Genomic DNA, 11,059 nt, shown 5'->3' with positions numbered 1-11,059 from the left:
CGCACAACTATGAGGTTGCCGATGAAGCATCTGAAAAAACTCCTGGGCGGTGGTCTGCTGGCCCTGAGCCTGCTGACCCCAGCCGCCCACGCCGCCGAAGCCGTCAAACCCATTCACTTCGGTGATATCACCTGGGAAAGCGGCAGCCTGATCACCGAAGTGCTGCGCCTGATCGTCGAGAAAGGCTACGGCCTGCCGACCGACACCTTGCCCGGCAGCACCGTGAGCCTGGAAGCCGCCCTGGCCAAGGACGATATCCAGGTGATCGGTGAAGAGTGGGCCGGGCGCAGTCCGGCGTGGGTCAAGGCGGAAAACGAAGGCAAGGTGTTCGGCCTCGGTGACACGGTCAAAGGCGCCACCGAAGGCTGGTGGGTGCCGGAGTTCGTGATCAAGGGCGATGCCGCGCGCGGTATCAAGCCCCTGGCGCCGGACTTGAAGTCGGTGGCCGACCTGCCGCGCTACAAGGACGTGTTCCGCGACCCCGAAGACCCGAGCCGTGGGCGCTTCCTCAACAGCCCAACCGGCTGGACCTCGGAGATCGTCAACAGCCAGAAACTCAAGGCCTACAAACTCACCGACAGCTTCGTCAACTTCCGCACCGGCTCTGGCGCGGCGCTGGATGCCGAAGTGGCGTCGTCGATCCGTCGTGGTAAACCCGTGTTGTTCTACTACTGGTCGCCGACGCCGCTGTTGGGGCGGTTCAAGCTGGTCAAGCTGGAAGAGCCGCCGTTCAACGCCGAAGCCTGGAAGACCCTGTCCGACGCGAAAAACCCCAACCCCATTGGCACCCGCTCGATGCCGGCGCGCCTGGCGATTGGTGTGTCGGCACCGTTCAAGGCGCAGTACCCGCAACTGGTGAGCGTGTTTGAAAAGGTCGACCTGCCGATTGACCTGCTTAACGGCATCCTCGGGGAAATGAGCGAGAAACGCACGCCGCCCCACCAAGTGGCTGAAGCCTTCCTCAAAGACCATCCAGACGTCTGGCAACAATGGGTGCCAGCCGATGTGGCGGCCAAGCTGAAGGGGGCGCTCTGATGCTTAAAATATTCGCTGCTGCGGTACTTTCACTGGTTGCCGCTCAGGTGCTGGCGGCCGAACCGGCCACGTTGCGCATCGGCTACCAGAAAAGCTCTGTGAGCATGGTGCTGGCCCGTGAGCACAAACTCTTCGAGGACGCGTTGCCCGGTACCCAGGTGCAGTGGATCGAGTTCCTCGGCGGCCCGCCGCTGATCGAGGCGCTGAACGGCGGCAGCCTGGACATCGGCAATATCGGTGACATCCCACCGATCTTCGCCCAGGCCGCAGGCATCGATTTGCAGTATTTCGCCGTCGAACCCAACGAGGGCAAGACCGAAGCAGTGTTGGTGCCCAAAGCCAGCAGCGTGCAGAGCGTGGCCGAACTCAAGGGTAAGCGCGTGGCGCTGCTCAAGGGCTCCAGCGCCCACAACCTGTTCCTGAAAAGCCTGCTGCGCGCCGGTTTGCAATGGAAGGACGTGAACGTGGTGTACCTGTCGCCGTCCGATGGCCGCGCTGCGTTCGAGCAAGGCAAAGTCGACGCGTGGGTGGTGTGGGACCCGTACTACTCCGCGGCCGTGGTCGACGGTTCCGCCCGCGTGTTGGGCGACGGCCAGGGCCTCAATCCAGCGGGCAGTTTCTTCGTGGTGAGCAGCCCATTTGCCAAGCAATATCCGCAATCCATTGGCGCGATCATCCAGACCCTGGCCAAGGCGCAGCGCCTGTCCCTCGACCAGCCCGAAGACAGCATCGCACTGATGGCCAAGACCCTGGGCCTGCAACCGGCGGTGGTCAAAAGCTACTTCGAACACCGCTCGCCCGCGCCGATTCGCCCGTTGGAAGCGGTTGACGTCGGCAACCAACAACGCACCGCCGACCTGTTTTTTACCAACGGCCTGATCCCGAAAAAGGTCGATGTGCAGCAAGCGGTATTCAAGGCGCCATGACCATGCAACCGATCTACATCGACTTTCTCAACGGCCTGGACATCGACGAACTGGGCCTTACCAACGACGAGATCCTCACCGCCATCGAAGCCAGCCTGGCGATCCAGGGCCGTGGCGAGGCGGTGATCGAGCCGCGTACCCACCTGATTCCCGGCGGTGAGATCAACGGCCACTTCAACGTATTGCGCGGTGTACTCGGCGGCGATATTGGCTATGCGGGCGTCAAAGTGGTGGGGGATTTTGTCGACAACTACCGCAAGGGTTTGCCCTCGGAATTGGCCATCCTCAACCTGCTGGACCCGGCCACCGGGATTCCCAAGGCGATCCTGGATGCCTCGGCGATCACCGATATGCGCACCGGTGCTATCACGGCCATCGGCGCCAGATACTTGGCCCGGCCCGACAGCAAAGTGCTGGCGCACATTGGCGCGCGTGGCACGGCGTATTGGAACGTGCGCTTGCTGGATCACCTGTTCGACTTCGACGAAATCCGCGTGCACTCACGCCGCAGCGAAAGCCGCGAAGCCTTCGCTGAGCGCCTGCGCAAGGACCTGGGAAAACCCGTGATCGTCACCGACGATTGGGAGTCCACCGTGCGTGGCGCCGACATCGTGGTCGAGGCGTCGCGCCTGGATCAGCCCGAGCCCTTGTTGCGCACCGAGTGGATCAAACCCGGCGCCTTTGTGGTGCCCTACGGCACCATGAGCGCGGTGGAATTGTCGCTGACCGACATCATGAGCAAGTTGGTCGTGGATGATTGGGGCCAGTGCAAAGGCGGGCTTTTTGGCGCGCTACGCGCGCATGTCGACGCTGGCAAACTCAGTGCCGAAACCCTGCATGCCGAACTGGGCCAGATCGTGGCCGGCTTGAAAACCGGCCGGGAAACCGCTGAGGAAACCATCCTGTTCTGGCACCGTGGCCTCAGCCTCAGTGACATCGCGCTGGGCCATGCACTGTTGGAAAAAGCCAAGCGTCTGGGGATTGGCCAGCGGCTGCGCTGGGCATGATTCACTTCGATCCCCAAGGTTTAGCCCTGGCAGATTTGCTGGCGATTGCCCGGCAGGATGTGCCGGCGGATTTCTCTGTGAAGGCCCGTCAGCGCATCGATGAAGGCCACCAGTTGTTGGTGAAACTGGCGGCTGAAGGCACGCCAATTTATGGCGTAAACACCGGCCTCGGTGCTGCGGTGGACACGCCCGTAGCCCCCGTGCAGGCGAGTATTCCGTTGGGGCGCGCGGTGGGTGTCGGACGCTTGGCCAATCGTCAGGAGCTGCGCGCCATCACCGCCGCGCGCCTGGCCGGATTGGCCCAGGGACGTTCGGGTATTTCAGCGCAAGCAGCGCAGGCGTTGCTGGATTTACTTAACTCGGGTGCCGAACCGGAGGTGCCGTTGCTCGGCTCGTTGGGCGAGAGCGACCTGGCGCCATTGGCCCACTTGAGCCTGGCGCTCTCGGTGCCTTTGACCGGCAAGGATGGATTAGCGCTGGTCTCGGCGAATGCCGCCAGTGTCGGGCTCGGCGCATTGCTGGTCGCCGAGGCACAGCAAGTGTTGGCAGCGGTGCTGGCGGCGCTGGCGTTATCGTGCGAGGGCTATCGGGCCAACCTGAGTCCGTTCCAGCCATGGGCTTCGCGCCTGCGGCCGGCACCGGGGCAAACCGAGCAGTCGGCGGCGTTATTGCAGTTGCTGGCGGGCGGTGAGCTGGCGGACAGCCCGCGTCGTCTGCAGGACCCCTTGAGCTTCCGCTGTGCCACGGTGGTCCAGGGTGCGGCGCAACAGGCGTTGCAACAGCTGCATGAGCTGGTAGAACTGGAATTGCGCAGCGGTGCGGATAACCCGGCGTTGATCAGCGAAGAGGCGCTTGTGTTAGCCACGGCGAATTTCGACAGCACCCACTTGGCGCTGGCCGCTGAAGGGTTGGGCCTGGCGCTCAATCGAGTAGCCGCATGCAGCGCCGAGCGGATTGCCAAATTGCTATCGCCGGCTTCGAGTGATCTGCCGCGCTTCCTCATCACTCAACCCGGTCATGTCGGTATGGCCGCCTTGCAGCGCACCAGTTCGGCGTTGGTCGCGGAAATCGGGCACCTGGCCAATCCGCTGCCGGCGGTGAGCGTGCCGGTGGCGGACCGTGTTGAAGACTATGCGGGCCAGGCTTTGGCCGTGGTCGACAAGACCCGTCGCTTGACCGAGCGGGTGTTGTGGCTGGCCAGTATTGAACTGATCGTTGCCGCGCAGGCGGTGGACTTGCGCGGCGAGCTACGTTTAGGTGAAGGCGCTCGGCAGATCTATGAAACCGTGCGTAGCCAGGTGGTCCACCTGGACCAGGATCGCTCGGGTTCGGTGGATGTGCTGGCGTTGAGTGCCTTCATCTCGACTCATGGGTTTTCGGCGGCCAACGCCGCAATCACCGCCGGTCGCTCACCCACCCGCTGCTGAAACGCCGCCAGCGCCGGCCACTCACCCAAATCAATCGCATGAAACGCCGCCCAACGCAGCACCACGAACAGGTAGGCATCCGCCACCGAGTATCGCGCACCCAACAGGTAATCCTGGCGCTCCAGCGTCTGCACCAGCACCGCGAAGCGCTTGAACAGGGTGGCCTGGAATGAGGCCTTCACCTCGCCCTGGATCGCGCCGTTGAAGAACACCGCCAAGCCGCCATGAATCTCGGTGGCGATGAAGTTCAGCCATTCCTGCAGACGCACGCGTTCCCAGCTGCCAGTGGCCGGCGCCAGGTCTGCGGTGGGTTTCAGGTCGGCCAGGTATTGCAGGATCGCGCTGGCTTCGGTCAGCACCTGGCCGTTGTCCAGTTTCAGCGCAGCAACGTAGCCCTTGGGGTTGATCTGCAGGAAGTCGTCGCCGTCGGCGGTGGTCTTGGCTTGGTTATCCACCAGGACCAGGTCGAACGGCAGCGCCAATTCGCGCAGCACGATATGCGGGGCGAGGGAACAGGCGTGGGGGAAGAAATACAGTTTCATCTGGGGCAGCTCCGTTGAATTTGCGCCAGTCTCGCGGGCGTGGCACCGTGCGTAAAATTAAACGTTCAGACCCCCGCCATAAGGACAGCTACTGCCATGATGAACCTGATGCACTGGCGCTTGCTGGTGGCCGTGGCCGATCACGGCAGCATCACCGCCGCCGCCGAGCGCGTGGGCATGACCCAATCCGCCGCCAGCCAGGCCATGGCCGGTATGGAGGCGACGCTGGGTGCGCAGTTGTTTACCCGTGAACCGCGCAAAACCCTGCCCACCGCCCTGGGCTTGAGTGTGATCGAGCAGGCACGGGTGATGCTTGGGGCCTTGCAGGCGATTCGTAGCACTGTGGACGAAGCCAGGCCGATGCTGCGTGGGACGATTCGCATCGCCAGTTTCCCCATGGTGCTGGCGACGTTTCTGACACCCGCATTGCAGCGTTTTGCGCAGCTCTATCCCGGTATCGAGGTCACCACCCTGGATGTCACTGACAACGAAGTGCTCACCCTGCTCGACACTGGCCTTATCGATTTAGGCGTGGTGCTCAACCCCACGCCCGAGCGCAACGCGACGGTGCTGGGCCGTGACTTATGGATGGCCGTGCTGCCAGTGGCGCATGCGCTGGCGCAACGCCCGGCGGATGCCACGGTGTCGCTTGAGGAATTGCTTGAGGAGCCTTTCGTGCTGGCTACCGGTGGCTGCACCGCCAATGCCCGCAGCCTGGGCGCCGCGGCAGGCCTGACCCTGCGCGATATCCGCGTTGAGGTGCGTGAATGGAACAGTGCCTTCAGCCTGGTGCGTGAGGGCGTCGGCGTCACACTGGTGCCGGAAATGGCCTTGCCGTCCCAGCGCAAGGGGCTGCGCGTGATGGCGTTGGATGTGCCGCTGCACCGCGAATTTGCCTTGGTCGGCTCGCCGGACCGCCCACCGTCAGCCGCCGCCCTCGCATTGTTAAAAATGCTGGCTGACTAGTGGCCTTGCATAGCGCCAAGCCCTGTCTATGCTCACCCAGAACCGTTGATGACGCTTGGCATATAAAGCGATTTGGATGGTTATTTCCCCATGAAGGTGTGCCAGCAATATCCAACAAATGAATGGAATGCGCCTTCCGGGCGCCGGGAATCTAGGGTGATCTGACCATGTTCAACCGCCATCACAAATCCGACCTGCAACAAATCGAACGTTTCTCCTGCGCCCTCACCGAATCCAACGCCAAACTGGCCGCCATCAGCCGTTCCATGGCCATGATCGAGTTCGACCCCAGTGGCGTGATCCTCGACGCCAACGACAACTTCTGCAAAACCATGGGCTACAGCGCCGAGGAAATACGCGGTAAACATCACCGGCTCTTTTGCGACGAGCCCTACACCCATACCGACGCCTACGCCAAGCTATGGCGCGACCTGGCGCGGGGCGAGGCCCTTAGTGGCACCTTCATGCGCCTGAACAAGCATGGCCAGGAAGTCTGGCTGGAAGCCAGCTACATGCCGGTGCTGGACAAGGACAATCACGTTCAAAGCGTGATCAAAGTCGCGTCGGATATCACGGCGCGGGTCCATCACGAACATGAAAACCAGAGCCTGATCGATGCTATTGGCCGTTCCATGGCGGTGATCGAGTTCACCCCGCAGGGCCAGATCATCAACGCCAACGAAAACTTCCTGAAGACCGTGCAGTACTCCCTGGATGAAATCGTCGGCCAGCACCACAGCCTGTTCTGCCACCGCAACGAAGTGGAGTCGCCGGCCCTACAAGGCGTTCTGGGCATCGCTCAATCGTGGCGAATACCACTCGCACCGCTTCGAGCGCAAAAACAAGTACGGCAAGACCCTGTTCCTGGAGGCGTCCTACAACCCGATCTTCGACACCAATGGGCGCCTGTACAAAGTGGTGAAGTTCGCCAGCGACATCACTGACCAGGTCACCACCCTGCGCACCGCCGCCGACTCGGCCCACGCCACCTCGGTGCAAAATGACGCCTGCGCCCGCAAGGGCTCGGAAGTGGTGCAGCAAACCGTGCAGATCATCGAGGAAATTTCCCACGACCTGAACCAGGCGGCGCAGAGCATCGATGCGGTCAGCAAACAATCGGACATCATCGGCGCCATCGTGCAGACCATCCGCAGCATTGCCGAGCAGACCAATATGCTCGCGCTCAACGCCGCGATCGAAGCGGCACGGGCCGGTGAGCATGGGCGCGGCTTTGCGGTGGTGGCGGACGAGGTGCGCAGCTTGGCGGCGCGAACCAGCCAGGCGACGGTGGAAATCGTCGATGTGGTGCGCAAGAACCACGACTTGTCTCTGAGCGCGGTATCGAGCATGCAATCGAGCTTGAGCCGCACGGGCTTGGGGGTGGAATTGGCGAATGAAGCGGGGCAGGTGATCCTGGAGATTCAGGAAGGGTCACGGCATGTGGTGGATGCGATCGGGCAGTTCAATTCGACGTTGCAGCTGCAATAAACGCATTGTCAGCTTGATAACCCGATCACTGTGGGAGCTGGCTTGTCTGCGGAAGCATCACCTCGGTACATCAGAAACACCGAGTGATCCGTATCGCAGGCAAGCCAGCTCCCACACAAGTGCGGCTTAGATCGCCGCCAGGGTCTCTTTCACTGCCTGCGCTTGCGGGTCAACGGTCTTTGCCGCTACCTGCTGCTCTTGCTGTTGCTTCAGGCGTTCGGCCACTTGCTTGGAAATCGCATCCTGCTTTTCCTGGGACATGTTCTGCACGTCCGCCTCAGTCAAACCCTGTTCCTTGAGCAATTGCTCACGGATGCGCTCGGCCGGGGATTTGCTCATGTAGTCAGTGAACTCAGAGCGCGCGGTGCTGGCGGTGGCGCCGGTTTTCGGTACGTCCGGTGTCGCCGTAGAGGCAGTGACGGCCTCTGTGGAAGTCTGCAACTGCACGCGGGTCTTGGCAAAGGCCTCGTCAATGCGGTCGTTGGCCTTGTCCAGTTCCTTCTGCGCGGCCGGCACGGTCACGCTTTGTTGCGCGGCTTGCAGGGCACCGCTGTACAGCGCGCTGGCAGCGGCGTTGGCGGGGTCCATGTCGGGCCGTTTGAGTTGTTGAACGGTCGACACGGCTAAGGTGTTGTTGTTAACCAGCATGATCGGTCACCTGGGGAAATGTTCGGTGCCACAGGTGGAGCAAATAGCGTGCCGGGTGTGAAGTGCCCGATTCTATTGGGGATCGCTTGGCCGCTGCGGCAAAAGTTGTCCCGCAGGCGGCCAACCGTTGCCGTCAGTGGGCGATATTTTCCAACGCCAGGTTCCGCGTACGCGGCCCGAACCAACTGATGGTGATCATCACGATCAACATGCTGCTGGCAATGAATGCCAACACCCCCGGTGTGCCCAGGTGTTCGAGGATAAAACCGATCAACAAGCTGCTGAACACTGTGGACAAACGGCTGAACGAGTAACAGAAGCCTACCGCCCGTGCGCGGATGTTGGTGGGGAACAATTCACTTTGGTACGAGTGATAACTGAAGCTCAGCCAAGCGTTGCAGAAGGTGATCATCACCCCACAGATCACCAGCCCCACCGCCGTGGTTTGCAGGGCGAACAGGCTGCCGAAGACCATCGCGCCCAACGCCGAGCCGACGATCTGCCATTTGTTTTCAAAGCGGTTGGCCACCTTCACGAACAGCAACGGCCCCAGCGGGTAGGCGAGGGTGATGATGAAGGCGTAGAGCAGGCTGTGGGTCACGCTGACGCCCTGGCCCGACAGCAACGCAGGCAGCCAGTTACCAAAACCGAAGAAGCCGATGGCCTGGAACACATGGAACACGATCAGCATCAAGGCGCGACGGCGGTATGGTGGTTGCCAGATATCGGCAAAGCGGCCATCACCCTGCACGCTGACGGCTTCGGGCTCGGGCTCATCCAGTGGTTTGCCGTGATCTTTCTGACAGCGCGCTTCAAGGTTGTCCATGATCACACCGGCTTCTTCGAAACGTCCTTTTTGTGCAAGCCAACGCGGCGACTCTGGTAAGCGCTTGCGCAGTTGCCAGATAAACAGCGCAAACACGGCGCTCGACAACACCACCCAACGCCAGCCGGATACGCCGAACGGCGCCTGTGGCACCAGCCACCACGACATCAACGCCACCGCCGGCACGGACAGGAACTGGATAAAAAACGCAAAGGCAAACGCCGAGCTGCGCATGCGCTTGGGCACCAGTTCCGAGAGGTAGGCGTCGATGGTCACCAGCTCAATGCCCAGGCCAATGCCGACCAGGAAGCGCATGCAGATGATGCCCACGGCGGAGGTCTGGATGCCCATCAATACCGTGGCGACGGTGTACCAGATCAACGCAAAGGTGAAGATCGCCCGCCGTCCGAAACGGTCGGCGATGGGGCTGAGCAGGCTGGCGCCGAGGAACAGGCCGAGGAAGGTTGCCGAGGCAAAGGCGGCCTGGTCCGAGAAACCGAATACGCCTTCGCTGCCGGTGTGGAAGATTCCGTCACTGATCAGGCCGGGGCTGATGTAGGCGGTCTGGAACAGGTCGTACAGCTCGAAAAAGCCGCCGATGGACAGCAACGCCACCAGGCGCCAGACCGTGGCGACGGCAGGCAGGCGGTCGATGCGTGCGCTGATATGGGCGGCGCGGATCGGATCGATGCCGTCGGTGCTAGAGAGTGCGGGCATGGGGAAACTCAATAAGTGATCGGAATCTCGAATGTCTGAAACGCATCATCCTGGGGATGGTAACCCAGCACCCGCGTGGTTTCGCTCAGGTCCAGGCGCTTGAAGCGGTTATTGGAAATGCCATGGGCGATCAGGTGCTTCACGCCCTCGGCTTCCACCGAGCGTTGCAGCAACTGCACCGCGTCACGCGGGCTGAGCCAGGCGCTGAGGTCGCGGGCGTTGTTGAGGTCGTGGGTTTCGGGGAATTCGAAGGCGCCGATGCGCAGGGCAATGGTCGACAGCGGGGTTTTCGCGGCGTAGTAGCCACACAGCGCCTCGCCGTAGCATTTACTCACGCCGTACAGGTTGGCGGGCATCACCGGCATGCCGGGCGTGATCTGGCGGTCCACCGGATAGCCTTCGATGGTTTGCGCGCTGCTGGCTAACACCAGGCGCTTGACTCCGGCGGCCACGGCGGCTTCGAACAGGTAGGTGGTGGCGAGGATGTTATTGGGCAGCAATTCATCGAACGACGCGCTGGCGTGGGGGATGCCCGACAGGTGCATGATCACGTCGATGCCGTCGATGCCGTCGAGCAAGGCCGCCAGGCTGGATTTGTCGCTGAGATCGGCGTGCACGAAGCGGTGCTCGCCCAAGTCGAAATCCGGCGCGATGCGGTCGGTGAGGGTAAAGCGGTAACGGTCTTTGGATGCGTCGAAAAACGTCTTGCCGATTCTGCCGCAGGCGCCGGTGAGCAGTACGTTGAGTCCTTTCACGGTGCAGTCCTTGTTTTAGTTATGGCCGTCGAGGGCAAAGGTTTTGAAGCCGGGGCGCTGGCTGAGGCGCTGGTAATACGCTTCCACCGCGGGGTAGGGCGGATGCTCCAGCGGCGCGTTGCGCCAGCGGTGTACCGAGAGGCCGACGAGGATGTCGGCCAGGGTGAATTCATCGCCGGTCACGTAGGCGCCGGTCTTGAGCAACTGTTGTTCCAGCAAGCCCATCTTGTCGTTCCAGGCCTGCACGCCGGCCTGGATGCGCTGCGGGTCCTGGTAGTCCGGGTTCTGGCGCACCAACGCATGGAACGCGTAGCCCCAGGACGGGTTGAGTTCGGTGGCTTGCCAGTCCATCCATTGCTCGACCCGGGCCCGTGGCGCGGGCTCGGCGGGGAGCAGGTCGTGGCGTTGGTAGAGGCTGACCAGGTAACGGCAGATGGTATTGGATTCCCACAGCACGCCGTGGTCATCGATCAGCACCGGGACCTGGGCGTTGGGGTTCAGGGCGAGGAATTCCGGGGATTGGGTGGGGGTGTAGCCGATGCCCCAGTCTTCGCGCTGGTAATCGATGCCCAGTTCCTGGCAGGTCCAGAGCACTTTGCGCACATTGATGGAGGACGTGCGACCCAAGATTTTCAGTGAGTGTCCCATGGTGCTTCCCTGGCGGTCACAAGGGACTCAATTTAGCAGGGACATGGGGGCGGTGCGAGACCGTTGTCAGGCAT

Annotated in this window: 11 protein-coding genes and 2 pseudogenes; 8 read left to right on the top strand and 5 right to left on the bottom strand. The window is 62.0% G+C overall.

Features of this window, described 5'->3' with window-relative positions:
- Positions 1-21 precede the first annotated feature (21 nt).
- Genes AYR47_RS30965 through AYR47_RS30950 form a run of 4 tightly spaced genes read left to right on the top strand, consistent with a single transcriptional unit; the run spans position 22 to position 4,395 of the window.
- A complete protein-coding gene (locus AYR47_RS30965) occupies positions 22-1,035 on the top strand; it encodes an ABC transporter substrate-binding protein (RefSeq protein ID WP_061449329.1) in 1,014 nt (337 codons plus the stop codon).
- Entirely contained in the window at positions 1,035-1,961 is a 927-nt protein-coding gene (locus AYR47_RS30960) for an aliphatic sulfonate ABC transporter substrate-binding protein (protein WP_061449328.1), read from the top strand. The genes AYR47_RS30965 and AYR47_RS30960 overlap by 1 nt, the downstream gene beginning before the upstream one ends.
- Before the next feature lie 2 nt (positions 1,962-1,963).
- Positions 1,964-2,968 (top strand): ornithine cyclodeaminase family protein, encoded by a 1,005-nt coding sequence (locus tag AYR47_RS30955; protein ID WP_033896303.1) that lies wholly within the window; start codon positions 1,964-1,966, stop codon positions 2,966-2,968.
- Positions 2,965-4,395 carry an aromatic amino acid lyase gene (locus AYR47_RS30950; protein ID WP_033896302.1) on the top strand — a complete coding sequence of 477 codons (1,431 nt, stop codon included), beginning with the start codon at positions 2,965-2,967 and terminating at the stop codon, positions 4,393-4,395. Before AYR47_RS30955 ends, AYR47_RS30950 begins: the two co-directional genes overlap by 4 nt.
- Here the strand turns inward: AYR47_RS30950 and gstA are convergent.
- Positions 4,335-4,937 (bottom strand): glutathione transferase GstA, encoded by a 603-nt coding sequence (gstA, locus tag AYR47_RS30945; RefSeq protein ID WP_061449327.1) that lies wholly within the window; start codon positions 4,935-4,937, stop codon positions 4,335-4,337. The genes AYR47_RS30950 and gstA overlap by 61 nt on opposite strands.
- A 96-nt stretch (positions 4,938-5,033) precedes the next feature.
- On the opposite strand from gstA, the gene AYR47_RS30940 reads away from it, so the two are divergent.
- The 4 genes and pseudogenes from AYR47_RS30940 (at position 5,034) to AYR47_RS33520 (ending at position 7,391) form a co-directional block, all read left to right on the top strand.
- Positions 5,034-5,903, top strand: coding sequence for a LysR family transcriptional regulator (locus tag AYR47_RS30940; protein ID WP_033896300.1), 870 nt, complete (start codon positions 5,034-5,036; stop codon positions 5,901-5,903).
- Positions 5,904-6,070: 167 nt separating this feature from the next.
- Positions 6,071-6,607: pseudogene (locus tag AYR47_RS33530) on the top strand (PAS domain-containing protein); the annotation flags it as partial.
- 10 nt (positions 6,608-6,617) lie between these two features.
- Positions 6,618-6,800: pseudogene (locus tag AYR47_RS33525) on the top strand (hypothetical protein); the annotation flags it as partial.
- Positions 6,801-6,818: 18 nt separating this feature from the next.
- Complete coding sequence (locus AYR47_RS33520; RefSeq protein ID WP_420492083.1) at positions 6,819-7,391, top strand: methyl-accepting chemotaxis protein; 573 nt, start codon at positions 6,819-6,821, stop codon at positions 7,389-7,391.
- A 126-nt stretch (positions 7,392-7,517) separates the two neighbouring features.
- On the opposite strand, the gene AYR47_RS30930 is transcribed toward AYR47_RS33520, so the two are convergent.
- From AYR47_RS30930 to AYR47_RS30915, 4 genes are all read right to left on the bottom strand, one after another.
- Positions 7,518-8,039 carry a hypothetical protein gene (locus AYR47_RS30930; RefSeq protein ID WP_061449326.1) on the bottom strand — a complete coding sequence of 174 codons (522 nt, stop codon included), beginning with the start codon at positions 8,037-8,039 and terminating at the stop codon, positions 7,518-7,520.
- Between the two features lie 133 nt (positions 8,040-8,172).
- Complete coding sequence (locus tag AYR47_RS30925) at positions 8,173-9,582, bottom strand: MFS transporter (protein ID WP_033896297.1); 1,410 nt, start codon at positions 9,580-9,582, stop codon at positions 8,173-8,175.
- An 8-nt stretch (positions 9,583-9,590) separates the two neighbouring features.
- Positions 9,591-10,337, bottom strand: coding sequence for an NAD-dependent epimerase/dehydratase family protein (locus AYR47_RS30920; protein WP_061449325.1), 747 nt, complete (start codon positions 10,335-10,337; stop codon positions 9,591-9,593).
- A 15-nt stretch (positions 10,338-10,352) separates the two neighbouring features.
- Positions 10,353-10,985: a glutathione S-transferase family protein gene (locus tag AYR47_RS30915; RefSeq protein ID WP_061449324.1), complete on the bottom strand. Its 633-nt coding sequence runs from the start codon at positions 10,983-10,985 to the stop codon at positions 10,353-10,355.
- Positions 10,986-11,059: the final 74 nt, after the last annotated feature.

Origin of the sequence: Pseudomonas azotoformans, from assembly GCF_001579805.1 — a bacterium.
Classification (GTDB): Bacteria; Pseudomonadota; Gammaproteobacteria; order Pseudomonadales; family Pseudomonadaceae; genus Aquipseudomonas; species Aquipseudomonas azotoformans_A.
Note: the sequence above shows the minus strand (reverse complement) of the source record. Positions and strands in the feature narration are given on the sequence as shown.

Coding starts and splice junctions, on each gene's coding strand:
- AYR47_RS30965 (WP_061449329.1), top strand. CDS start 22: ATGAAGCATCTGAAAAAACTCCTGGGCGGTGGTCTGCTGGCCCTGAGC.
- AYR47_RS30960 (WP_061449328.1), top strand. CDS start 1,035: ATGCTTAAAATATTCGCTGCTGCGGTACTTTCACTGGTTGCCGCTCAG.
- AYR47_RS30955 (WP_033896303.1), top strand. CDS start 1,964: ATGCAACCGATCTACATCGACTTTCTCAACGGCCTGGACATCGACGAA.
- AYR47_RS30950 (WP_033896302.1), top strand. CDS start 2,965: ATGATTCACTTCGATCCCCAAGGTTTAGCCCTGGCAGATTTGCTGGCG.
- gstA (WP_061449327.1), bottom strand. CDS start 4,937: ATGAAACTGTATTTCTTCCCCCACGCCTGTTCCCTCGCCCCGCATATC.
- AYR47_RS30940 (WP_033896300.1), top strand. CDS start 5,034: ATGATGAACCTGATGCACTGGCGCTTGCTGGTGGCCGTGGCCGATCAC.
- AYR47_RS30930 (WP_061449326.1), bottom strand. CDS start 8,039: ATGCTGGTTAACAACAACACCTTAGCCGTGTCGACCGTTCAACAACTC.
- AYR47_RS30925 (WP_033896297.1), bottom strand. CDS start 9,582: ATGCCCGCACTCTCTAGCACCGACGGCATCGATCCGATCCGCGCCGCC.
- AYR47_RS30915 (WP_061449324.1), bottom strand. CDS start 10,985: ATGGGACACTCACTGAAAATCTTGGGTCGCACGTCCTCCATCAATGTG.